The organism is Cellulophaga sp. HaHaR_3_176 (assembly GCF_019021925.1).
Classification (GTDB): domain Bacteria; phylum Bacteroidota; class Bacteroidia; order Flavobacteriales; family Flavobacteriaceae; genus Cellulophaga.
Genome location: NZ_CP058990.1, coordinates 986,090 through 1,009,464 on the forward strand (window position 1 = coordinate 986,090; position 23,375 = coordinate 1,009,464).

Annotated in this window: 20 protein-coding genes; 3 read left to right on the plus strand and 17 right to left on the minus strand. The window is 30.1% G+C overall.

The window, feature by feature from the left end:
- Nucleotides 1-97: 97 nt before the first annotated feature.
- The 14 genes from H0I23_RS04170 to H0I23_RS04235 all read right to left on the minus strand — a co-directional run bounded on the left by H0I23_RS04170 (nt 98) and on the right by H0I23_RS04235 (nt 15,521).
- Nucleotides 98-322 carry a hypothetical protein gene (locus H0I23_RS04170; RefSeq protein WP_216785205.1) on the minus strand — a complete coding sequence of 75 codons (225 nt, stop codon included), beginning with the start codon at nt 320-322 and terminating at the stop codon, nt 98-100.
- 458 nt (nt 323-780) lie between these two features.
- Nucleotides 781-1,944: a DUF3095 family protein gene (locus tag H0I23_RS04175; RefSeq protein ID WP_216785206.1), complete on the minus strand. Its 1,164-nt coding sequence runs from the start codon at nt 1,942-1,944 to the stop codon at nt 781-783.
- A gap of 366 nt (nt 1,945-2,310) precedes the next feature.
- Complete coding sequence (locus H0I23_RS04180) at nt 2,311-3,129, minus strand: hypothetical protein (protein ID WP_216785207.1); 819 nt, start codon at nt 3,127-3,129, stop codon at nt 2,311-2,313.
- Nucleotides 3,130-3,352: 223 nt separating this feature from the next.
- Nucleotides 3,353-4,324: a hypothetical protein gene (locus H0I23_RS04185; protein ID WP_216785208.1), complete on the minus strand. Its 972-nt coding sequence runs from the start codon at nt 4,322-4,324 to the stop codon at nt 3,353-3,355.
- Nucleotides 4,325-4,833: 509 nt separating this feature from the next.
- Nucleotides 4,834-5,385, minus strand: a complete 552-nt coding sequence (locus tag H0I23_RS04190) for a hypothetical protein (protein ID WP_216785209.1) — start codon at nt 5,383-5,385, stop codon at nt 4,834-4,836.
- Nucleotides 5,386-5,416: 31 nt separating this feature from the next.
- A complete protein-coding gene (locus tag H0I23_RS04195) occupies nt 5,417-6,058 on the minus strand; it encodes a DUF4375 domain-containing protein (RefSeq protein WP_216785210.1) in 642 nt (213 codons plus the stop codon).
- 109 nt (nt 6,059-6,167) lie between these two features.
- Nucleotides 6,168-7,133 (minus strand): hypothetical protein, encoded by a 966-nt coding sequence (locus tag H0I23_RS04200; RefSeq protein WP_216785211.1) that lies wholly within the window; start codon nt 7,131-7,133, stop codon nt 6,168-6,170.
- Nucleotides 7,134-7,322: 189 nt separating this feature from the next.
- A complete protein-coding gene (locus H0I23_RS04205) occupies nt 7,323-7,952 on the minus strand; it encodes a hypothetical protein (RefSeq protein ID WP_216785212.1) in 630 nt (209 codons plus the stop codon).
- Between the two features lie 295 nt (nt 7,953-8,247).
- Entirely contained in the window at nt 8,248-9,426 is a 1,179-nt protein-coding gene (locus tag H0I23_RS04210; RefSeq protein ID WP_216785213.1) for an aspartyl protease family protein, read from the minus strand.
- A 228-nt stretch (nt 9,427-9,654) separates the two neighbouring features.
- Nucleotides 9,655-10,179: a RusA family crossover junction endodeoxyribonuclease gene (locus tag H0I23_RS04215; RefSeq protein WP_216785214.1), complete on the minus strand. Its 525-nt coding sequence runs from the start codon at nt 10,177-10,179 to the stop codon at nt 9,655-9,657.
- Nucleotides 10,180-10,202: 23 nt separating this feature from the next.
- Complete coding sequence (locus tag H0I23_RS04220; protein WP_216785215.1) at nt 10,203-11,012, minus strand: GIY-YIG nuclease family protein; 810 nt, start codon at nt 11,010-11,012, stop codon at nt 10,203-10,205.
- A gap of 259 nt (nt 11,013-11,271) precedes the next feature.
- Nucleotides 11,272-12,192 carry a hypothetical protein gene (locus H0I23_RS04225; protein ID WP_216785216.1) on the minus strand — a complete coding sequence of 307 codons (921 nt, stop codon included), beginning with the start codon at nt 12,190-12,192 and terminating at the stop codon, nt 11,272-11,274.
- Between the two features lie 199 nt (nt 12,193-12,391).
- Nucleotides 12,392-14,296, minus strand: a complete 1,905-nt coding sequence (locus H0I23_RS04230) for a DUF262 domain-containing protein (protein WP_216785217.1) — start codon at nt 14,294-14,296, stop codon at nt 12,392-12,394.
- Nucleotides 14,297-14,489: 193 nt separating this feature from the next.
- Complete coding sequence (locus H0I23_RS04235; protein WP_216785218.1) at nt 14,490-15,521, minus strand: ATP-binding protein; 1,032 nt, start codon at nt 15,519-15,521, stop codon at nt 14,490-14,492.
- A gap of 339 nt (nt 15,522-15,860) precedes the next feature.
- Between H0I23_RS04235 and H0I23_RS04240 the strand changes: the two genes are divergently transcribed.
- A complete protein-coding gene (locus H0I23_RS04240) occupies nt 15,861-18,161 on the plus strand; it encodes a DNA topoisomerase 3 (protein WP_216786024.1) in 2,301 nt (766 codons plus the stop codon).
- A gap of 390 nt (nt 18,162-18,551) precedes the next feature.
- Here the strand turns inward: H0I23_RS04240 and mnmE are convergent, their stop codons facing one another.
- Nucleotides 18,552-19,964, minus strand: a complete 1,413-nt coding sequence (gene mnmE, locus H0I23_RS04245) for a tRNA uridine-5-carboxymethylaminomethyl(34) synthesis GTPase MnmE (protein ID WP_216785219.1) — start codon at nt 19,962-19,964, stop codon at nt 18,552-18,554.
- 129 nt (nt 19,965-20,093) lie between these two features.
- On the opposite strand from mnmE, the gene H0I23_RS04250 reads away from it, so the two are divergent.
- Both H0I23_RS04250 and H0I23_RS04255 read left to right on the plus strand, forming a co-directional pair.
- Nucleotides 20,094-20,513: a hypothetical protein gene (locus tag H0I23_RS04250; protein WP_216785220.1), complete on the plus strand. Its 420-nt coding sequence runs from the start codon at nt 20,094-20,096 to the stop codon at nt 20,511-20,513.
- A gap of 70 nt (nt 20,514-20,583) precedes the next feature.
- Nucleotides 20,584-20,922 carry a DUF4870 domain-containing protein gene (locus tag H0I23_RS04255; RefSeq protein WP_216785221.1) on the plus strand — a complete coding sequence of 113 codons (339 nt, stop codon included), beginning with the start codon at nt 20,584-20,586 and terminating at the stop codon, nt 20,920-20,922.
- A gap of 78 nt (nt 20,923-21,000) precedes the next feature.
- On the opposite strand, the gene dnaN is transcribed toward H0I23_RS04255, so the two are convergent.
- Both dnaN and H0I23_RS04265 read right to left on the minus strand, forming a co-directional pair.
- On the minus strand, nt 21,001-22,119 hold the full coding sequence (gene dnaN, locus H0I23_RS04260) for a DNA polymerase III subunit beta (RefSeq protein WP_216785222.1): 1,119 nt from the start codon (nt 22,117-22,119) through the stop codon (nt 21,001-21,003).
- A gap of 304 nt (nt 22,120-22,423) precedes the next feature.
- Entirely contained in the window at nt 22,424-23,254 is an 831-nt protein-coding gene (locus tag H0I23_RS04265; protein ID WP_216785223.1) for an S-adenosyl-l-methionine hydroxide adenosyltransferase family protein, read from the minus strand.
- Nucleotides 23,255-23,375: the final 121 nt, after the last annotated feature.

Sequence of the window (23,375 nt, forward strand, 5' to 3'; positions counted from 1 at the left end):
TCTGCATAAACTTGCTAAATTCCATCTCCGTAATGTTTGCGACTTAGATTTTTCCCGTCAAGTTTCAATTCCATTCGAATTACAAAACGTAATTTTTTTATTTTAAATTCGTTTTTTCGCTTTCCTTTTGTTTCTTTTTTTTAGACTCCTTTTTCATTAATCCAAATGCCCAAACAGCGAGTCCGAGATATAATACAATTCTTGCCCAGCTGTAAACTGAATTTAATTCTTCTATCACGTAGAATTTTTCGGATAACCAAAATAATCCACCAATAGCCATAAGTGCGAAACCGATTATTTCCAATTTATTATTCTTCTCCATTTGTATTGGTTTTTAAGTTGTAGTTATCAAATTTTGACTACTTGTAAAAATGTTCTTTCAGTATATTTGCTAACGTACGGCTAACCGTACAAGTACTGTTATATTTAATTATTTTAAATAACCGTAATTATACGGTTTCTTAATTTATCTTCTATTATTTACAGTTAATGCTCTAAAATAGATAAAAATGTATGGGTAAATTACTACGTTGCTAATATAGAAAATAATACTATTTAAAACTTTGTGGAAAACCACAGTAGTAAAAAATGTTTTAAAATTTATACCCAGCGTCGTATTGCAAAGTTTCTGTTTTTTAAGAAAAAAGGAGGAGTTACTACGTGTACTTATGAAATTTTAAGCCTAGCAATCTACAATGATGGCGGTATTAAGTAACGTAGAAATTAGGTTTGTTTTTAGTGTAGTTGTTTGTTGTATTTGTTTGAATTATTGGTACGCTCTTAAAGGCTTAATTTTTTATGTAGTACTTTTTGTTTTAATATTTTAGCAGCTCTAGTATACCCACTACTGCCACCATCAACAAAATGGATGTGTTTTGAATTTCTATTTTGAACATAACAAGACATGATACTTTTTTTGCTAACATAAATGCCATAAATAATTAGCTCATTTTTTTCTAAATCATCTAAATATTTAGTAAACAATTGCCTTTGTTTTGGACTGCCAGATATAACCATATTAATACGCCCATCCATTACTAAAATATCAGATAATTGCTTTAACTCATTTAAATATTTTTGACCTTCATTATTAGGTAAGTACATATATTTACCAATCATTCCACTAAACCAAACCTTTAAAAAATTTATAATACTAAATTTTTTATGACCAGCTTTCAGCTCTGTTTTAATCCTTTTATAATTAAATTTCAATTCTAATTTATCAATAGAAATAGGGCTTCTGCTCTGTAAGGGCCCATATATTTCATCTGTTTTTTCTAAAATGTTTTGAAAGATAGAAGCTTGTTCCGACTCATGCATGGCGTTTATTAATAAAGAAACTACTTCGTTTGAGTTCTCAGGAGGTGAAATTTTATTCCATCTGCATTCCATACCTTTTAAATCTAAATGAGCTTTTTGTTTATTTTCAACTTCAAAATTTATATCTCTAGATTTTATTATTTTTTCTGCATAATGTAACCCATTACCTAATATTACAGGAATTGTATGTAGCTCATTAATGCTTGCTTTGGCAATTTTTAATTCTTGGTTGTTATTATACGCTTTAGAAACAGCTATATTTCCAACTCTTAATACAATATCAAATTCTTTTTGAATGTTTTGTTGATGTATAACCAAAGCCTCCATAACTTCTTGAAGTAAAATAGATGGAATTAATAGCGTAGCTCCATCTCCACCAAAGAAAAAAGGAATATCTATAGTATGTTTTTTAGCGATATTTAGTGCAGCGACAATACTACCTGTTGCTATTAGATTTACTAATTCAGATAACCCTTTCTCTACAGATACCGTTGAACCTTTTATATCGGTTACTATAATATACCAATTATCAGGAATTCGTTTAAAGTTGTCCGTTTTTGAAAGTAATTCCGTTATGGGTTCTTTATGATTTTTAAGCTTGGTATAAAATAAAGAGTTGTCCATAAAATTCTGATTTGAGGTCAATTTATGTAGGTAGGTTCTTTTAGCTATAAGAGTTCTTGTATGAAAATTTTATTAAGAAGCCTTCATTTTTATTTTTGCTAAGCGTATGTTTTCATTATTATTTATTACAGTTAATCTTCAAATATACACCTGAAAAATATTTGTAAGTTACATAAATATTTGTGAGGTAAACTACGTAGCTACCATACCACATAATACTCTTTAAAACTTGCAGAGAACTGCAGAAGTAAAAAAATATTGAAAAAAATAAAAGTATCGCCGTACTACAGAGGTTCTGTTTTTAAAAGAAAAGTCTTTAAGAATAACTGATTTTTTTTTAGCTTAGCTCTTTGTTGGCAGCAGTTTTTATTTATCGTAAAACTCTTTTATGATCATATTTTTGTCTTCTGTTAATTTTTTCAATTCACTTAAAATATAATATCTGTGCATAAACCCACAGAGTACAACAATTTTTTTGCCTTGTTGCTGTTCAGAAATCTGAATTATATTTTTGGCCATTGTTTGATTTCTTAAATCCCAAAAATCACCAGCCAACTGATATCCATCTCGATAACTTATTTTTTCACCATTTGGTTTCGTGTGAAAACGTGTTGCAAATTCATTTCTTTTATTCGTTATTTTTGATAGCATTGTATACTGATAATATTGTCTTTCTGCGCAAATGCTGTCCGTTGATGGGGTATTGAAATTTTCAGGAGATTTAGATGCTAATATGATTAATGGCTCTATGAGCGCTTTATATTTATTATGAATTTCAGCTTCTGTATCGGATAATAAATCAACGTTATTTAAGCTATCTATTAGTTTTGTTGTTAACCCATCTGTTGGTCGTGAGCCAATATTTATCCTATATTCATTTCTTCCTTCAAATTCATAAGGTCTCAATTTAGTCGTTGGGTATTTTTCAATATATTTTTCAGATGCCATACGTTCATTACTATTTGAAACACTTTTGTGTTTAAAATCTGAAGTAAAAAAAGAAGAGTCTAGTTCTTCTAATATAAAATCTGGTTGTATATTTTCTAATATATTAAAGAGAATTTCTGGGTTGAAATTAGGTTCTGGTTTATGAAGTGTTCCAATAACAATTATTTCAGTTGTTTTTTCTGTCTTACAAGGTAAAATTGTTGCTAAAACTAGTAATAGTAGTATTATTTTGTTCATTTTTAAATTATAACCTACGCTGTAGCCAAGTGTATCGTGGAGCATACGAAAGTTTCTTACCTCCGTCTACGCACATAGCAAAAGCTTGTTGTTTGTATTTTCTTCTAAAACTAAACCCATAAGCTTTAGCGACTTTATAAAAATAAGTAAACCTTTTGATTAAGTACAAACTGCCTATGTTTTATATATGTTCTTTTTTAACAAAGGTTTTTTAATAAGAGGATTATTTTTTATAAGACTTTTCTAAATTCAATTTTAAGGCACCATCGAGCAATTCATAATGGTTTTTAATAAGTACGATACCTTCTTCATAAATAAATTCATTGTAATATTCATACACCTGATCAAATTGAAAAAGGTGACCAGTGTAGGGTTCACCTTCTTTAAAATTAATTTCAACAGTTTTACCATTCAATGGGTTTTTAGATCTTTCTAAAACCACGACATCATTTACAAAGGTTTGTTCTGCTAGCAGTGTATCTTTATAAAAAACTTGTTGAATACCTTCTCTTTTACTGTCTTTATAATGGGTATGTACAGCTATTGAAGAATTATTCTCAATTTTTAATCCTTCTATAATTTCAGTACTAGAACTTGGGTAAATGCCTATACCTATTTGTTTATCTCCTTTAGTACTCCTCCAGTATACGGTATCTTTTTCTATACCAAATACGCGTGTTTTAAGGTTGTGGAAATCATTTCTTGCTTTAAATTCTACTTGTTTAATTAATTTTCCATGCGCATAATACTGCTTAAAATAGGCATCAGAATATCTACTAGAATAGATGCCATCATAAATTTCTCCGTTTCTATACGTGGTCGTATAATCTATTTTACCATTGTTTAGATAGGTTATAGACGGTCCGTGTAATATGCCCTTTTTATAGGTTGCGGAATTCGTTATTTTTCCCTCAGCAGTATACCAAACTATCTTATCTTCTAGGGTTTCATTTTCTAGCTCAGAAATGTGCCCTTCCATTTGTAGCTTCCCATTGATGTAAAAATCTTTTATATGAAAAAGAGAGTCGTTTTTTTTAGTTAGAAGCCTATAAAATTCCGCTTTTTCTTTCGTTGTCGTGTTCCAGTCTTTATCAAAGTAAATTTTAGATTGCGCATACGTAAGTTGAGAAATAAAAAGATAGGATATAATAATGAGTAAGCCTTTTAAGTACTTTTTAAAGCTATTTTCTTTCATGTTTTACTAAAATTTATAGGCGATTGCTATGCTTTTTGGATTAGAATAAGAAGGTTAAATTATTAAAGTAAAACTTTATTTATCACTATATATTAATAGCATCATCTTATAAAATTATTAGACGTTTATTTTCTTAGTCTTGTTTACAATATATGTTCAAAATTATGCATTATAATTTACAGTAAAATAAATTTAAATTAAGGCGAGAGTGCCATTTAACTATTATAAAACATAATACTTTTTAAAACATTGTGAAAAACTTGAGAATATTGAAAAATAAAATTAGTGCTGTATTGTAAAGTATTTATATCTTGTAGAAAAGGAAATTACTAATGAAAGATGGAGCACCATAAATAAAACTTATGTATCTGTACTACCTAAATAAATAGAGGGTAAATCGAAAAAAAAAAGCTCAAAGAATCACAATTTTGAATTTATGAGCCTAAAATAATTGTGTCTCAAATTAAGTAAGAATTAGCTAGTTTTTATCTCAGTTCTTTATTACTTTATTACTTTTTGTTTTCTAATAATTCCTTAAGCGGTTTTTTTAATTTTTTATAGTTTTCAGGCATTTTTAAAAATGGTTCTATAGTAAAACTAAATTTACTATCTCCATTAAAAACCCAGTAGTTTCCTTCTAATTTACCGTCACTGGTTTTTATGTTATGTTGTGAAATATTATTGACAGAAAATTGATTTTTATTTTCATTGAACCAAACTCCTAAGTTTCTTAAGTCCCTTTCTTTCAAGTAACTGAGTGTTAAATGTGGTTGAATTGAATCTTTTATAGGTGTGAAACTCAAATTTTTAACAGGAAAACTATCCAATTCTTTTGCCCAAGAAGTTTTTCGTTCTTTCCAATATCGTAATTTATCCCATTGCTCTAATATAATTGTCGTGTCTTTTTCAGGTTGAATTACTGTAAATAAATTTTCTTGAATAATTTTAATTTGATGAATTTTAGGATCTATTGTAACTATAGTTTTCTCTGCTGTAATTCGTCCGTCCTCAATCCCAAAAAAGGATGTTAAGACAAAGAATATTATTTTTATTTGTTCCATATTTTAATTTGTGTCTTAGCCATAGTGTTTTTTATTGAGTTGTAAATTCGTTCGTATTATCTCTAATATATTTTATTCTTAAATCTCCAAATTTCGCTAAGTCAAGATTATTTATAAATTTTGTATCTAAATCGTTTAATGGATTGTCTTTGTATGAATCATTAAAACTTTGAAGCTTTCCATCGTTAAATTCTTCACGTTTAGCTTTATTTGTAAAATGAATTTTATTTGCAAGAGCAACTATTTCAGATAATGTTTCTCCGCCAATTATTTTAAATCCGATTTCAGCCATTTCCGAAAATTTTCCATTTGCATTAGAATAGTACTGATTGAAGCCTCCGTTATATACTTCTGCTTCCAACCAAAAAGTCGAGAAAACTGCTTGTTGTCCTTTGGTTAATTTTGATACTTTACCTAAAGTATATTGTTCTCCTATTTTAAAGTTAGTGTCAATATTGTCTAAAATTGTTTGTTCTAATTTATCGTCAGGTATTGTCTTTAAAATTTCAGGTGTTAGCTTTTTGTAAATAGTTCTATTGTTGAATTCATCAAAGCTTTTTTCGATAAGTAAATCCATTTCGGTTTTTTCCTGAATAGGCTCAGTTTTTTCTTTACAACCAAGAAAACTTAAGATAGAAGTCAGAATCATTATCGGTATTATCTTTTTACTCATCGGTTTTCAATAGTATGGCTAACGTCTGCGTATAAGAAACGTAGGGCAGTTAAAGCACTTTCGTTTTAACAGTTAAATCAAAATTACTTATACACTGTGTAGGCGGTAGTTATTCTTTGTTTATTTTTTCAATTACAATCGTATCTAATTTAATTTCAATTCCCTTTGCAATTTCAAATTCTTTAATTTTAACGTTAAAAATATCTCCCTCTCTTAAGATTATCGTGTTTGGTGCAAAAACTTTATGAAAAGTAGTTACTAGACTACCTCCATTCTCATATAATTCTGTTCTTTCACAACTTATTCCGTAATGAGTTTTTAGAGAAGCTCTTTTAGGTATGATTTCAATTGGGATTTCAAGACCTTCTCCTACTGCTATTTTTAATTTACTCTTTTTCTTTGCTTCAAAAACGCCATATATTGATGACAAACCAGGAGTTCCAATATGAGCAACATGATATGATGTTGACCAGGAATGCTTGAAATGGACGACTTCAACCTCTTTGACATTGTTGATATGATCTATAGGTATTCTATTTTCGTTTGATAATATATCATTCCCTTCTTTATGCCAGCCTCTTAAATCTTCAAATTTTGTGAATGTAATTTCTTGTTTTTTTAAATTTTTGCAGAGAATAAAAGGGATTAAAATCGTATCTTTTATGTTATTAAATGCTATCGGTGAATTGGTATTGTAATAGAAGTCTTTGTATTTATAGAGTTGTTGTCTTGGTTCATTATATACTGGTAAAACGTATTTACTTTTATAATTTATTTCCTTGATATCAAACACTTTAGTAGTGTATTTTTCAGTAATAGTCGGATTGTTATTTGCATTCTCTATATCAGAAAAAGTATGAGTAATAGTATAAAGTCCTTCTCGTTTAGGTATAATTTCAAAAATTAAATAATCGATACCTAAAGAATCTGTTTTTTTATTTGAACTAATGATATTAAAATTTTCTTCAATTAACTCTGGGAAATCAAAATTTATGTCGTTTACTTGAATAGTTCTCACTTGTCCTTGAGCAAATACAGACAGGATTAAATAATATGTAAGAGTTAAATACTTCATTTTAATTATAGCCAACGGTTTTGTAAATGGTTTTTAGCTTAGTTTACCACGAAAGTTAGCAAATAAAAACGGAATAGAAAATGCGCGAGGATTTACAATTTTGAATCTATGAGCCTAGAATAATAGTGTCTCAAATTAAGGAAGAATTTGTTTGTTTTTTACCTCAGTCCTTTGTTGCCAATAGTTTTTTTATTTGTAATACCTATGTTTATATCCTAGCATAGCAATGGCGTTACCAACTTTTTCTAAATTTTCTGTAAAATGAATTACTAAAACATATTCATCTCCGCCTGTTTCTAATAAACTTATCTGTAAATTATGTTTTTTAATAGTTTCATTATATACTTTAAAAGCGTCCCAATCATTATTAATTAAATAATTAGCTTCAAAAAGTTTATAATTTGGTAGTTCTATTTCTTTTTCGAGTAATGATTTTACTATAGAATCTATCCAATAATGTAACTCACTTACCGATTCTTTCCAATCTAGATGTATGAATAAATCAATTTTATTTTCCATTGCATATTCATTCAATTCATACCATGGTAGTTCAATGAATTTATTTGTATCAATAAAAGATAATAATTTGTTTTGTGTTTTTCGAGATGAGCAGAGTTTTACGATATCTTTAAGCCCTTCTTTTTCATTCTTGCTTACATCTAATTCTTCTTCGATATATTGAGGGATAAAAGGTTTTACTTCTTTTAAAGTGTTATCTTTTTTCTGTCTTTTTTCAAACCATTTTTTTCCAGTGATAACATCTTTTATAAGAAGCCACCAAAAGAAAGGAATAAACCACCAAATGTAAACTTTGAACATAAAATTTAAAAAAACATAAATACCAAGAACTAAAAAGACAAATAGGGTTATAAAATATAATTTGGTTTTGTTCATAGTTTGTTGGGTACATTACTGGCAACGTTAAGTATAAGAAACGTAGGGCAGGAGATAAGCACTTTCGTTTCGGTTTATTGCCTAGCAAAATATAAATATTTTGCTTTTATTTTTTCTCTTAGATGCCAAATTTTATATTTATCGGACTTTGATAGTATTCACAGACCTTTTGGTTAAGCACAAATGCCCTATGTTTTTTATAATTTGTTGGCAATAGTTTTTAATCAATCAAAGTTTCCTTTTCTAGTTGCAAAGATTGTACATCTCCATTTCTTGAATAATTAATATTGATTAAGTCCATTTCCTTAATTGGATTGTTTAAAAAAAAATCACAAGCATCTTTCGATATTAATTCTCGAAAATTAAAATCATTTACTGTTACTATTTCATCGCCTAACTGAAGTCCTTTTTTTTCAGCATTAGAATTTTTATAGATGATTGCTATAATTGCTTTTTGACCATTCACACTAGTTTGAAAACCAAAATTTTCCAATATTGTACTGATGGATTCTTTTTGCGTTATCATATATATCTTATTCTCATCATAACTTATGATAATCTTAAAATTTTTAAGGAATTGGTTGCCAACTGTTGGAGAATTTTCATTAAAAGTGACAATCTTATTTTGAAGATGTAAGCCGCCAATTTCAATGGAGTTTACCTTTGAATCTACATAGTTTTTATTTTCACCTTTGCCATAAATTGCAGCAGACGCCTTACCATAATATTCAACACTTTTATTGTCATCAAGAACACTTGAATAAAAATTCAATGGTAATTTAATTCCACCATTAGAACCAGTATCAAACTTTACACCTTTTCTTTTCTTCTTATTTACTGTAACATCTATGCTAGGCGAATAGTATCCCTTTTTTTTATTTGTTTTGAACTTGATAATAGCAGCGTTTTCGGGAATTTTAAAATTATCAATATTATCAGTTAAGCGAATTACTTTATTTTCATAATCTATTTCCCAAATGGCATTTTTGATTAAATTATTTCCAATTACGCCATCCAGATTCAAACAACCAATTTCAAAACCAGTACTTAAATCAGTTGAAAGGGCTTCAATTTGTTTAAAACCAATCTCTCCAATACTAATTTCATTAACTATTACGTGACTTTCTTGTTTTGTGTTACCATTAATATCCATTCCCATTATAGAGCGAATGCTTTTCAAGTTAAGGTCATTAGATATGCTTTCTGAGAGTACAGTTGGCATTCCAGTGTCAAATAGAAAGTTATATTCTTTATTATTAATTGTAGCTTTAATTATTGGAACCCCATAATCAAAATTGAATGGAATCTCTTTGATATATTGATTTTCAATAAGCTCTTTTTTTGTAATAAAACTAGATGATACAAAAATTAATACTAGATAAGTACATAATTTTTTCATAGGTTTTTTTGTTTCTTTTAAATTATTTCCAACGTTCAGTATAAGAAACGTAGGGCAGGTGGTAAGCACTTTCGTTTCGGTTTATTACTTAGCTAAATATAAAAATTTTGCTTTTATCTTTTCTATTATAAATGTCAAATTTTATATTTAGCGGGCTTTGTTAATATTCACAGACCTTTCGGCAAGAACAAACGCCCTATGTTTTTTATACCTTGTTCTACGCAGTTTTTATTCCCATTCTTTTTCTCCGAATAGTTTGATGTCATTACTAAACCCTTTGTTTTCTTCATTCAATTCTGTAACTCCAATAAATAAAGCGTCAATTTTCATATCGTGAATGTGCTTATTTACAATTAAACTTGAAACTTGAGAATCATCTTCAAATGCAACTCCTGTTAATCCATCTAAAACTGTTTTTGATAAATTGTCAATATCAACTTCTTTAAAACGTTTCTCTTTAACCGAAAAGGATAAAACAACTTCGACTAATGCAGGCATTTTAATTATTCCTTTCTCTTTAAAAGCTTCTCTTGAATATTCTGAAACTAAATCTTTCATTTCTTGGATAGAATTTTTGTCGTCTTTCCGTTCATAAAGATTTTTTATTTCTGTTTCATTTCCATCATCGTCCAGTTCAAATGCTTGCAAAGGTTTGAATTTATCTTGCTTAGTCGGTACTGGCTTACCACCATAAAAGCCAAAAAGAATTTCTATTTTAGGATTTTTATAGAATGTTACAAATTTTTCTGACATCTCTTAATCAATTCAATTTTAGATTAATTTTTATTTAACCCGTGAAACCTTGTTCCGAATTTCTTTTTATACAAACTTTCGATATTTGTCACTTCTTTACTTGTCAAATTACTCGGAAGCGTTTGTAAAATAGTGAACTGAAAATTTCGTTGATATTCGTTATCTGTTAAATACAAGTCAATCAGAAGTTGATTTCCTCCGTGTTTTGTTTTAGCATAATCATTCCACCTTTGCCAAATCCCGAATTTTCCGCAAGCAGAGCCTATATATTGATTTCCCGTTGATTTGTCAAGAATCATATAAATTCCGTTTACAGATGACAAATGATTTTTCCAATCACGATTTGCGTCTGGATTTTCAAATAATCGTTTCAGTTCGTTATAATCTAAAATAAAGTTGGTCAATCCTGGGAATTCTCCAAGATAGCCTTTTGGCAAAATTTCCAAAACTTCTTTTGTGTAATTCCTATAATCTTGATGCCAAGCTCTTGTCGCATTTCCCCAATCAATTATCACTCTGTCAATTAATTCAGGACAAACATTTATTTCTTCGAGGTCGTAATAAAATTTTCCGTTTTCACGCTGTTCAACATTACCAACTTTAAAAAAGCCAAATAATAATGATTTTGTACTTTCTTGTCCAATAAAAGAAACGAGATATTCGGTTTTTCCGAAGACGTTTGTTCCTTGTTCTTTCTGATATTCAATTAGTTGTTTTCTGTCTTTAATTACATCTCGATATTCTATTCGGCTATCTTGATGTCTAACTAATTTTACTTTTCTATTATCGAAAATGTCAGTTCGTAATGATATTAATTCTTGGATATTTAGCATTTATTTTTTCAAATTCGATGTTCTTTCTTTTATGCTCAGGTGTTTTTTCAAATTGCGTAGAACGTTAAATATATGGCATTTTGGGTAGTAAATAAGCGATTACTTTCGGTTTAGCCACAAGCCAAATCTTTTTATTTTGTTTTAATTTTTCTCATTTAATACCAAATCAAAAGATTTGGCGACTTTGCAAATAGAGAAGAACCTTTCGGTTAAACATTAATCGCCCAATTTGCTATATATAGTGTTGTATGCTGTTATTTTATGTTTTCTGAATGAAATAACAAGCGGTTTTTGATGTAGGTTCAAAAAAGACAAATAAATCTCCGTCACCCCAGAAGTTTAACTTTTTAAAGTAACTCTTCATAAATTTATCTTTAATTGAAACATTTGTATTATCAACCATTATTCCGCTAGTACTTTTAATCTGACAAACAAATTTCATTATTTTATTGGTTTTCGGACATCTTGGATACATGGGGTTTTGAATCCAATTTGGTATTCCACTATGAGCGATTCCATATCCGTAATCAAATGCTCCTTCATATCGGCACTTATACTCTTTGTAATGTATTTGAAATTCATAATCTAGAAAATCATAACTTGTCTCACAACTATTTAATTCATCAATGTTTATAACTTGAGGTGATAGTGGATTGGAATAATCTAGAAACAACTGTTTAAAGTTTAAAAAAATAGGGCAGGTAAGGTGTAATTTAATATTTAACCAACTTAATTTTTCGTCTTCGTTATTGATATATCCCAAATACTGAAAATTTCCAATGTTTTTAGTCTTCTGTAATTTAAAATTATCTGGCTTGATTCCACCTATCTGATGTAAACCTTTCTTATATTTAATTAGGTCAATAATTATGTTTTTTGGATTGTCTTTATACTTTACTTTATCTATTAGACTTTCTATATCTTTTGACCTATTATTTCTCCATTCATCATTTATTTTTTTATTAGAATATTGATTGATATCGGCTAATAAGTCTTTGTCGTCATATGACAAAACTATATAATCAGACAATCTCGGTACATTATTCTCTTCTATTCCTTGAGTGTTCAAAAACCCATCGATATCAGAAATAGGTAAGTCAAATCCGCCAAAATATTCGTGTTTTACTATCTCTCTCTTTTTCCTAAATAATTTAAACATTACAGTTTTTTTTAATGGCATACAACGGTTTTGTATATGGCTCGTAGCGTGTTAATTAGCGATTTCTTTTCGGTTAAGCACGAGCCGAATTTTTTAATTTTCTTATTATCTTCTTTTATCAATAAGCCAAATTAAAAAATTTGGTGGACTTGCAAATATGTCTTAACTTTGATTAGGCAACTAATTAGCTATGAGCTATATACGTTGTTATATGCCGTTTTTAATACGTCCATATTTTCGATATTGATTGATATAATGATTTACTTCTTTCCGCAATCTGTTCTTCATTCCATTCAGGTTTGTCTTGTAAATATTGATTGATTATTAACGTTGATTGACTTCCAATTTCTCTTTTCTTAACCGAAAATGAAGAATTACTTACTGCTGGATTTAACGATGAAGTTAATATTGTCAGATTTCCAATCGAATGCAACATTTTATTTCTTCCCTCAATTCGGTGAAATTTACCTTCTTTGTCGTCCTCTGTTCTAACTGCGTATGGCGAAAGTTCAAAATCTTCCGCTGAAATTAGTTGTCCGTCTAATGGCCAATGTTCAAACCAAGTTTGAGGTAGAATATGCTCAATGTGTAAACCTGTATTTAAAAAATTGACCTGTTCTTGTTTGCTACCTCTTTTAGACTGCTCAACTTCTAAAAGAATATTTGATATAGTTTTTGTTTTGTTTTTTTCTTCTCGATACAATGGTCTTTCTATTAATTTTTCTAATAGCATATTGTCTGAAGGCCATAAATTACCGTCCGAAGTTTTTGATTGTAAATGTGTTTTGAACGATTCAGCATCTTTATGTTCATTTAGGAATTTGAGGTATTCCAAAAAGACGTTGTTATAGTTCTTGGTTGTTAAACCACATAAAAATCTTCTTGTTAAATATGAATCGAGAATTGTATAAATAGCATCTTTATTAACTTGAGTAATCTCTGAATCTCCTTCAACGTAGAGTAGAAGAGGAAACAATGTTGAAATGTCCATATCTCTTAAACGCTCTGCCAATTTTTCAAAACGAGAATTGCCTTTTGGATTTGTAAGTTTTTTAAAGATTTGACTATATCTATTTAGTTCCTTTAATTCTCCCTCAATATCTTTAAAATTTGCTTTGTTTAGCGTAAATAACTTGTAATAATAAAATACCTGGTCATATCGAATTTCTGTTTGCAATTTTAAAGTCAAATAGTCAATAACGTAGAATTGTAAACGAGTTTCTGAATATCTACCACGACTTGTTCTATCGTGCCATCTATATTCTGCATTTGGGTCGTCAAATTCGTCCCAATATTCATCATATATTTCATCGAGATTTTCTTCATTGCTATTTGCTCGCATAAAAATATAATTTCTGATAAGGTCTGTTTCACTTAAAGAAGCTCCACGACCATTCATAGTCTCAAAAATCATTTGTGGGTCGTCATTTTGCGTGAGTCCAATTTCTACAAATTGGAAATCTCTTTTTATGACTAAAAGCAAGTTTGTTATTAACTCTGTAATTTCAATATCAGATTGTTCGATATACTCGTTTAGTTTGTCATAGAAGAAAATATAAGCTCCTAAAATATTATGTCTGCTTTTTGCAACATTTCGATAACTTTTAGGTCCAATTCCGTGTTCGCTCAAAACTGGCGTAATATGTAATTCTTCAACTTTTTCGTAAGTATTCCCAACGATTGATTTGAAAATTTCTTTATTGAACTTTGTCGGTTCGAGTTTAAATTTTTGGTTTTCGTAATCTTTATCTCCGAAAGATTTATCGTTGAAAAGATATTTGTTTAATTCCTTGATTAAACTTTCATCTTCCAAATGTTTGCGACAAACTTCTCTAAAAGATGCAATGAATAGTTGAAATGTCGTTAATCGTTGTTGTCCATCAATTACGTTATAAGTTGATAATGTACTTGTAGTTGTATTTTCGTGAAAAAGTACAATTGAACCTGTATAATGTGGATGAATTTTTTGTTTGTTCTGTCGTTCGTTGAACTTATTTATAAAATCCTCCCATAAAGGCATCCATTGGTCTTGTTCGTTCCAAACGTAATGTCTTTGGAAAACTGGAATTTTAAATCGGATTTGTTTATTTAGTAATTCTTCTAATAGCGGTTTTCCTAAATTCATTCGTTTTTTACTGTTTTTTGATTGATGTACTGTTGTTGGTCTTAAATGGCATATAACGTGTTTGTGTAAGGATAGTTGCGTGTGCAAGCAACTAACTTAATAAAAATGGAACGAACCATTGGAAATTCCGCAGGAATTTCCAAGTAGGCAAGTCACAAGCAATTATTTTTACACGGTGTTGTAGCACGTTTTTCTATCTTTTTAGTAATGATTCTAATAAATTTTCTCTAGTCGTTCCTAGTGCTTTTTGCTTTTCAGAAGCTAAAACATTTTCTTCCAGATTACTTATTAGTCCAACAGGATTTTTAGCAGAAATAGAACCACCAAAATTCAGTTTATATTCTGAAAATTTTAATGGTGATTTTTTTCCTCCAAAAAATAGAACTATATCCATTTCATAGTTATGTTCGTCTCCCAATGTTTCCATATTGAAAATTAATCTTTGAGAATTCATTTCTGGTCCTCCAAAATGCAGTATATCAATATGATTTCTGTTGGTATATTGATGTCCTTCCATTGAATAAAATCTTTCTGTTCGGGCATTTAAACTACCAGCAAAAACTGCTTGACCACAAATTACTCGGTAGCTAATATCTTGTTCATTTTGAAGTTCGGAAAAGTTGATTATTAAAATTGATATATCTAAAAACATATTTCCGTTACCAGCATTTCCATATCTGTCAAGATTAATAAATCCCTCAATATTCGGATAGTTTACTTTTTTAAATAGTGCATCAATTAAATAGTGTGGAGCAGGTTTGGTTTGTCCATCTAGCCTTGCATAATATGTGTTTTTGAATTGATGTGGACTGTAATTGCTTTGTTGAATCTCAAAAATGTATAAATATGAACCGTCATTTTCAATTATTTGCACATTTATGTTTACAGGTAAAGGAGTTATTGAATCAGATATTTTACTAATCAGAGTATCTTTTTCTTTAAATTCCTTAACAGGAGCTAAATCTCCAACAAATACGATTTTGCCATCTTCTTTTTTTCCTAATGGAGCTCCCCAAATTAAAATTCCTCCGTTTGAATTAAGAAACCCACAAATTCCTCGTATTACTCCATCAAGATTTTGATTGAAATTCCCATAATCAGGATGAAAAGCTTTGAATTCAATCTTATCAGATTCTTCTTTAGATTCTATGAAGAAATTAGAAATATCTGCGTATTCTAGTTCTTCTAAATCCTTTCCGAAATATTTTTCTGCGTAGTTTGTCATAATGTGCTACAACGTACGGCTAACCGTACATGTACTGTTATATTTTATTATTTTAAATAACCGTAATTATACGGTTTCTTAATTTAGCTACTATTATTTACCGCAAATGTTATAAACGATATAAAATGAGTGGGTAAACTATTGCGTTGCTAATATAGAAAATAATACTATTTAAAACCGTGTGGAAAACCACAGTGGTAAAAAATGTTTTAAAATATAGAGGCGTTACGGTAAAGGGGAGAAACAGTAACAATTTTAAACATAGGGTAAGGTTAACTTTATTTACGTGTGCTATTAGCATTTTATGATCAAGGTATTTTAACTATTTTTGCGGCTGTCATGAAAGTATGTATTGCCGAAAAACCCAGTGTTGCCCGTGAAATTGCTACCGTAGTAGGAGCAAACAAAAAATGCGATGGCTATTATGAAGGCAACGGCTATGCGGTAACTTATACTTTTGGCCATTTGTGCACCTTATTTGAACCAAATGATTACAAGCCGCATTGGAAAAGTTGGGACCTGAATAACCTGCCCATGCTTCCGGAGAAGTTTAAAACCAAAGTTGTAGCCAATTCGGGCATCCAAAAACAATTCAAGATTGTAAAAAAATTATTTGATACCGCTAGCTTGGTCATCAACTGTGGAGATGCCGGGCAGGAGGGAGAGCTGATACAACGTTGGGTGATAGACCAAGCCGGGTATAAAGGAGAAGTGCAGCGTTTATGGATTTCTTCTTTAACCACCGAGGCTATAAAAGAAGGGTTTGAAAAACTACAACCTTCTGCCCAATATGATAACTTATATTATGCAGGATTTTCTAGAGCTATAGGAGATTGGCTTTTAGGCATGAATGCCACCCGATTATACACATTAAAACATGGTGGTTACAAACAAATGCTATCCGTTGGTCGTGTGCAAACACCCACACTAGCTATGTTGGTTAACCGGTTTAAAGAAATAGAAAATTTTAAGCCACAACCGTATTGGGAATTACAAACGTTGTATCGGGAAACGTTATTTAGTTATGAAGAAGGGCGTTTTCTTAAAGTGGAAGATGGGGAAAAGCTTGCAAATATTGTAAAAGAGCACGATTTTGAAATTGTTTCTACTACAAAAAAAGCAGGTAATGAATATGCACCCAAGCTATTTGATTTAACAGGCTTGCAGGTATATTGCAACACGAAGTTCGGTTTTAGTGCCGATGAAACTTTAAAGATTGTTCAGAAACTATACGAGCAAAAAGTAGTAACCTATCCAAGAGTAGATACCACATTTTTGCCCAATGATGTATTCCCTAAAATACCAGGAATTCTTAAAAAACTAACGAAGTATGCTGCTCTAACGCAACCGCTTGATGGCAAGAAATTAAAGAAAACTAAAAAGGTTTTTGATGATAGTAAGGTTACAGATCACCATGCTATTATACCAACAGGCCAACAAATAAACTTACAATACGCCCAGCAACAGGTTTATGATATTATTGTACGCCGGTTTATAGCCGTTTTTTATCCAGATTGTAAAGTCTCTAATACGACGGTACTTGGGAAGGCAGAAAAAGTAATGTTTAAAGCGACTGGAAAAGAAATTTTAGAAAAAGGATGGCGCGTTGTTTTTGAAAACCCGGAGGCAAAAAACACTACGGAGAAAGGCCTATTACCTACTTTTGTAAAGGGAGAAAAAGGCCCGCATGAACCTTCTTTTTTGGAGAAAGAAACCAAGCCACCAAATCAATTTACGGAAGCTACCTTATTGCGTGCTATGGAAACGGCAGGGAAGCAGGTAGATGATGATGAACTTCGGGAGTTGATGAAAGAAAATGGTATCGGCCGCCCTTCTACCCGTGCCAATATTATTGAAACCTTATTTAGAAGAAAATATATAAAACGAAATAAAAAACAGGTACTCCCAACCGTTACCGGTATTCAGTTAATAGATACCATCCAAAACGAAATGCTAAAATCTGCCGAGCTCACAGGTAAATGGGAGAAGCAGTTAAAAGATATAGAAAAAGGGACTTTTAGTGCAGGTAGTTTTATCAAGCAGATGAAGCGAATGGTAGATCATTTGGTTTACGAAGTGCGAAGTGAAACTAAAAAGGCGAATATTTCGGCAGTGAATAATAAACCGGCAACAGCCGCTAAGAAAAAGGCGGTAAAGAAACCGGAAGGGTTAACCTCCGAGGCTTGTCCTAAATGTAAAAAAGGAACGATCCGTAAAGGAAAATCAGCTTATGGTTGTTCGGAGTTTAATAAGACCTGCGATTTTGTAATGCCCTTTAAATTTGAAGGTAAAACTATTTCAGAAAAACAGTTTATTAGGCTATTTCAAAAAGGATCAACAGTAAATTTAAAAGGCTTTAAAATTAATGATGCTTCTGTTGAGGGCTTGCTTAGGTTTGATGAGAATTATAAGCTCAAATTAGAACGTAAAAAGGGTAAAGTAGCAGTAAAAAGTACTCCTGAAGATAATACCTGCCCGAAATGCAACAAAGGCAACATTTTAAAAGGGAAGACCGCTTATGGTTGCAGTGAATATAAAGCAGGTTGCGATTTCAGATTTAGTTTTGATGACATCAGAAAAAAAGCTAAAGGGCAGCCACTAACCAAAGATTTGGTCTTTAAAATATTTAGAGAAAACTAATTGCTTAAGTTTTATAGAGTAGTTTATTCCTTGACGTTAGATATTTAAAAAGGCTCTTGATTTCTCAGGAGCCTTTTTTTAGTAGGGAAACTTAACTTCGCCTATATATGAGATATTTTTAGTAGCCTTTAATTTAACCAGCCGCCACCAAATGAGCGGTACTATTTAATTACTGCTTGAAGCTCTTGATATTTATCATTCACGGCATCTAATTGCACAGCCAATAAGCTATTTTGTGTAGAACAAACTCTTTGTATAGTTTCTCTGTTAAAACAATTATAATATATAGTAAAACCTCTAACATATCGAGGTATAGCTAAGGTGTGAATTAATACATAAGAAACATATAGGTATTAATTAAAAAAAAAAGAGTTATTCGTTTTCTGGTGGTTACTTTCCAATACAGAAGTTGGCAAAAATATTACCTAGAAGGTCATCACTTGATATCTCACCGGTTATTTCACCAAAATGGTATAATGCTTGACGAATATCAATAGCTAATAAATCTCCAGAAAAACCAGAATCCATTCCGTATTGTACCTTTTGAATCTCTTCTAAAGCTTTTAAAAGTGAATTGTAATGTCTAGAGTTAGTCACAATCGTTTCGTTGTTTCTCAGCGCTCCTGTATTTATTAAACCTAACAATTCTTTTTTTAAATCTTCAACACCTTCACCTGTTTTCGCAGAAAGGAAAATTGTTTTTAACTTTTCGGATAAGGATACCAATTCACTTTGGATAAGACTAGAGGTGTCTTTTGAAATTTTATCAGACTTATTAATTAATAAAAGAATTGATTTTAAAGGAAACTGATTTTTTATTTTTTCTATTTCAATCTTTAAATTGATAAGTGCATTATTCTCATTTAAAAGAGAACCATCAACCAAATACAAAACAACTTGTGCTTGTTTAATTTTTTCAAAGGTTTTTTTGATTCCGATACCTTCAACAACATCTTGTGTTTCACGAATACCAGCGGTATCAATAAAACGAAACCCGATACCTTCTATAGCTATTTCATCTTCAATAGTATCACGAGTTGTACCCGCAATGTCTGAAACTATTGCACGATCTTCATTTAATAATGAGTTTAATAAGGTAGATTTTCCCACATTTGGTTCGCCAACAATAGCTACAGGAATTCCGTTTTTGATAACATTACCAACCGCAAAAGAATCAATCAATCGTTTTAAAACTAAGGTAATTCTATTGATAAGATCTTGGAATTGATCTCTATTGGCAAACTCTACGTCTTCTTCTGAAAAATCAAGTTCCAATTCTATTAAAGAAGCAAAATTCATTAATTCTGCTCGTAATTCTTTTATTTCATTACTGAAACCACCACGCATTTGTTGTATTGCAATTTGATGACTAGCAGCATTATCAGAAGCAATAACATCAGCTACAGCTTCAGCCTGACTCAAATCAATCTTACCATTTAAAAAAGCGCGTAAAGTAAATTCTCCTGCATCAGCAGTTTTACAGCCGTTTCTTAAAAATAATTGTATTATTTCTTGTTGTATATATGTAGATCCATGGCACGATATTTCAACAACATTTTCGCCAGTATAAGAGTTTGGACCTTTAAAAATAGAAATTAAAACTTCGTCTAAAGTTCTGTTACCATCAACGATATGACCTAATAATATAGTATGGCTCTTTTGTTCTTCAAGTTTTTTACCTCTTTTAGATACAAAATGTTTGCTAGCAATGGTAATAGCATTTTCCCCTGAAATTCGTATTACAGCAATTGCTCCAGCTCCTGAAGGTGTTGCTAATGCTACAATAGATTCATTTGAAATCATAGAAATAATTTAATTGCAAAAGTATAAAAAACAGCAGAAGTAATGGGATAAACTTTGAACTCTATATTTATTAAATATTTATTTTTTCAATTGTACTATTTTATATATTCGCACACTTAAAATTTAATTATGAGAAAAAATATATTCGTTGTTTTTGCATTTTTAACAGTATTAGTTACTTATAGTCAAGAGACTAATGTGGTTAAGGATACTACTATTGTTTTGTCAAATGTTGTTAATGATGAAGAAGCTTTAAAAAGAATTGAAGCAGCTGAAAAAGCAAGAAAAAAAGAAGAAAAGGCAGAGAAGAAAGCAGAAAAAGAAGAAGCTAAAGTCAATAAGCTAAAAGATGCAATTGCTTCAAAGAAAAAGGATATCAAGAAAAGTGAAAGAAAAATATCTTCTTATCAAGAAAAATTAGAAGTAGGAAAAAGAAAAGGCAAATTGTCTCCTGAAGATGAATTAAAAATTGGAAGTAAAATATCTAAAGAAAAATTATCAATTTTAAAAGATACAGATAAGCTTAAAAAATTAGAAAGAAAATTATAATTATATGTTGTTGTAACATTTTTGTTTGATTATCGTCCTATAAGTACATCAATCAATAAAAACGAAAATCATGCAAAAAGAAAACAGACAATTATTAGTTATTACTCATTTGAGTCAATTATTAGATATTATTACAGGCTTTGGAGGTTTTATAGTGCCATTAATTATATGGCTTACCCAAAAAGATTCTGTTATAGATATGGACGAAAACGGGAAGGCAATAATGAACTTTAGAATCAGTATGTTCTTGTATTTAGTTATTAGCATTCCTTTAGTTCTTTTATTCGGGTTAGGTTTGTTAGGCTTTTTAGCGATAGCTATTTTAACATTTATTTTTCCGATAGTAAATGCTGTTAGGGTTAGTAATGGTGAAAAACCTTATTACCCAATGAGTATCAAATTTTTATAAGACATTGTTACTTTTATAAAAGCAAAAAGCCCAACTAAATTAATTAGTTGGGCTTTTCTTATAAAGTTTGTTGGTAATTTAACTATTAAGCATAACTGGCATTACAAGCATAGTTACTAATTCTCCTTCATCTAAACCATCAACAGGTGTTAATATACCTGCTCTGTTTGGTAAACTCATTTCTAAAGAAACGTCATCAGAAGTTAAGTTTGCCAACATTTCAACTAAAAATCTTGAGTTAAAACCTATTTGCATATCATCACCTTGGTAAGAACATGTTAAACGTTCTTCTGCTTTATTACTGTAATCGATATCTTCTGCAGAAATATTAAGTTCTGCACCAGCTATTTTTAAGCGTATTTGGTGTGTTGTTTTATTTGAGAAAATTGAAACTCTACGTACAGAACTCAATAATTGATTTCTAGAAATAGAAAGTACATTCGGATTTTCTTTCGGTATAACGGCTTCGTAGTTAGGGTATTTACCATCAATTAAACGACAGATAAGTTCTGTGTTCTCGAAGCTAAATTTAGCATTACTCTCATTATATTCAATAGTAACATCAGATTCGCTACCTCCTAAAATTCCTTTTAAAAGATTTAAAGGCTTTTTAGGCATGATAAACTCAGCTACTTGAGTAGCTGTAATATCTGTTCTTTGGTATTTTACCAATTTATGAGCATCAGTAGCAACGAAAGTTAAATTTTCTGGTGAAAATTGAAAAAAGATACCACTCATTACAGGTCTTAAATCATCATTACCAGCAGCAAAAATTGTTTTGTTAATTGCTGTTGCTAAAATATCTCCAATAATAGTAGTAGAACTAGGGTTCGAAAGCTCAATTGCTTTAGGAAACTCAGCACCATCAGCATATGCTAAAGCATATTTACCATGGTTAGAGCTTATTTCTACGGTATTGTTATCCTCAACAACAAAAGTTAATGGTTGTTCAGGAAACGTTTTAAGAATATCTAATAATAATTTTGCAGGAACAGCAATTAAACCTTCATTATCAGAATCTACATTTAAAACAGAACTCATAGTCGTTTCTAAATCTGATGCAGAAACTGTTAATTGATTTTGTTTTAAATCAAACAGAAAATTATCTAGAATAGGTAATGTGTTACTGTTGTTAATCACGCCACCTAAAACCTGTAATTGTTTAAGTAAATACGTACTAGATACTATAAATTTCATTTTATATGTGTTTTATTTTCTCTTAAATCTTGTATTCTATTAAAGTATTGTAATTTAAAAAAGCATCAAATTACAGTCTTCACTGAAAAAACAAAGATATTTTAAATGTTGTTTTTAATGAAACAAACTTATTAACACTTATTGTCTTTAAAAACCACTAAAAATAGCACTGTAAATTGAGCTAAAAAATTGCGTAAACCTACTGTTAATCAGTAAAAAAGATTTTAATTTCATGTTATGAAAAACAGATTTTTTTTTAACTTTTAGAATACGATGTTTATAAGTACTCTAAATTTAAGGTTTTTTAAATAAAATCGATAGTAATTGTATCTCTGTAATCTAACCCTAATAGGGTAGAGGCACCACCAACTGTATTTAAATCACTCTTGTAAATTGCCAATTCAATATATTCTGACGAATTAAATAATGCTAATAAGTCACCAGGACCTTTTCGGTTATTCTTTTCTAAATTAAAATTAATAATATCACTGTATTTGTTATGTATTTTATCAATTTTCTTATTTCGGGCATTTAAAACAAAGCTTCTTCCTTTTCTGTAGGCTTCAAAAATATGTTTTTGAATATTGGTAATTACATTTCCGAAATTATCTATGTAAATAACGCTTCCAACAATTCCATCTCCATTATCTATTATTCTAGGTGCAAATTCACGAATATCTTTAAGACCGTCAAAAGTTTTACCAACAACCTCTAAAGTTCCACCTCGTGCAATATGGCAAGCAACTTTTACAAATACATCTAATACAGGAAAAGATCCATAATCAGGGTTTGGAATATTAATTTCTACAACTTTTTCTGGGGTAACTTCAGAAGTTATTAAAGATATAACACCATTGTTTGCTGAAATAAAATAGTGCCCATCTACAAGCACTGCAATATGCTGGTTTTCGGGTGTAGGCTCAGAGTCTACACCTACAATATGTATAGTGCCTTCAGGGAAGCTTTTATAGGAGTTTTTTAATATATATGCACATTCTGGAATATTAAAAGGATTTATATCATTAGAAATATCAACAATTTTAGCGTCGGCTAATTCTTTATAAATAGTTCCCTTTATAGCACCAACAAAATGGTCTTTATATCCAAAATCAGTAGTTAATGTAATAATTGCCATATAGGACTGTTGATATGTTTTTTACTTTATCAAACTGATTTTTACTTAAGTTTGTTAAACAAAATTACACAAAATTTAAGGCAACTAAAATTAATATTTATAAGACATTAATTAAAATCTA

Bases quoted from the DNA above. Each gene is read 5' to 3' on its own strand.
- H0I23_RS04170 (WP_216785205.1), bottom strand. From the start codon at position 322: ATGGAGAAGAATAATAAATTGGAAATAATCGGTTTCGCACTTATGGCT.
- H0I23_RS04175 (WP_216785206.1), bottom strand. From the start codon at position 1,944: ATGGACAACTCTTTATTTTATACCAAGCTTAAAAATCATAAAGAACCC.
- H0I23_RS04180 (WP_216785207.1), bottom strand. From the start codon at position 3,129: ATGAACAAAATAATACTACTATTACTAGTTTTAGCAACAATTTTACCT.
- H0I23_RS04185 (WP_216785208.1), bottom strand. From the start codon at position 4,324: ATGAAAGAAAATAGCTTTAAAAAGTACTTAAAAGGCTTACTCATTATT.
- H0I23_RS04190 (WP_216785209.1), bottom strand. From the start codon at position 5,385: ATGGAACAAATAAAAATAATATTCTTTGTCTTAACATCCTTTTTTGGG.
- H0I23_RS04195 (WP_216785210.1), bottom strand. From the start codon at position 6,058: ATGAGTAAAAAGATAATACCGATAATGATTCTGACTTCTATCTTAAGT.
- H0I23_RS04200 (WP_216785211.1), bottom strand. From the start codon at position 7,133: ATGAAGTATTTAACTCTTACATATTATTTAATCCTGTCTGTATTTGCT.
- H0I23_RS04205 (WP_216785212.1), bottom strand. From the start codon at position 7,952: ATGTTCAAAGTTTACATTTGGTGGTTTATTCCTTTCTTTTGGTGGCTT.
- H0I23_RS04210 (WP_216785213.1), bottom strand. From the start codon at position 9,426: ATGAAAAAATTATGTACTTATCTAGTATTAATTTTTGTATCATCTAGT.
- H0I23_RS04215 (WP_216785214.1), bottom strand. From the start codon at position 10,179: ATGTCAGAAAAATTTGTAACATTCTATAAAAATCCTAAAATAGAAATT.
- H0I23_RS04220 (WP_216785215.1), bottom strand. From the start codon at position 11,012: ATGCTAAATATCCAAGAATTAATATCATTACGAACTGACATTTTCGAT.
- H0I23_RS04225 (WP_216785216.1), bottom strand. From the start codon at position 12,192: ATGCCATTAAAAAAAACTGTAATGTTTAAATTATTTAGGAAAAAGAGA.
- H0I23_RS04230 (WP_216785217.1), bottom strand. From the start codon at position 14,296: ATGAATTTAGGAAAACCGCTATTAGAAGAATTACTAAATAAACAAATC.
- H0I23_RS04235 (WP_216785218.1), bottom strand. From the start codon at position 15,521: ATGACAAACTACGCAGAAAAATATTTCGGAAAGGATTTAGAAGAACTA.
- H0I23_RS04240 (WP_216786024.1), top strand. From the start codon at position 15,861: ATGAAAGTATGTATTGCCGAAAAACCCAGTGTTGCCCGTGAAATTGCT.
- mnmE (WP_216785219.1), bottom strand. From the start codon at position 19,964: ATGATTTCAAATGAATCTATTGTAGCATTAGCAACACCTTCAGGAGCT.
- H0I23_RS04250 (WP_216785220.1), top strand. From the start codon at position 20,094: ATGAGAAAAAATATATTCGTTGTTTTTGCATTTTTAACAGTATTAGTT.
- H0I23_RS04255 (WP_216785221.1), top strand. From the start codon at position 20,584: ATGCAAAAAGAAAACAGACAATTATTAGTTATTACTCATTTGAGTCAA.
- dnaN (WP_216785222.1), bottom strand. From the start codon at position 22,119: ATGAAATTTATAGTATCTAGTACGTATTTACTTAAACAATTACAGGTT.
- H0I23_RS04265 (WP_216785223.1), bottom strand. From the start codon at position 23,254: ATGGCAATTATTACATTAACTACTGATTTTGGATATAAAGACCATTTT.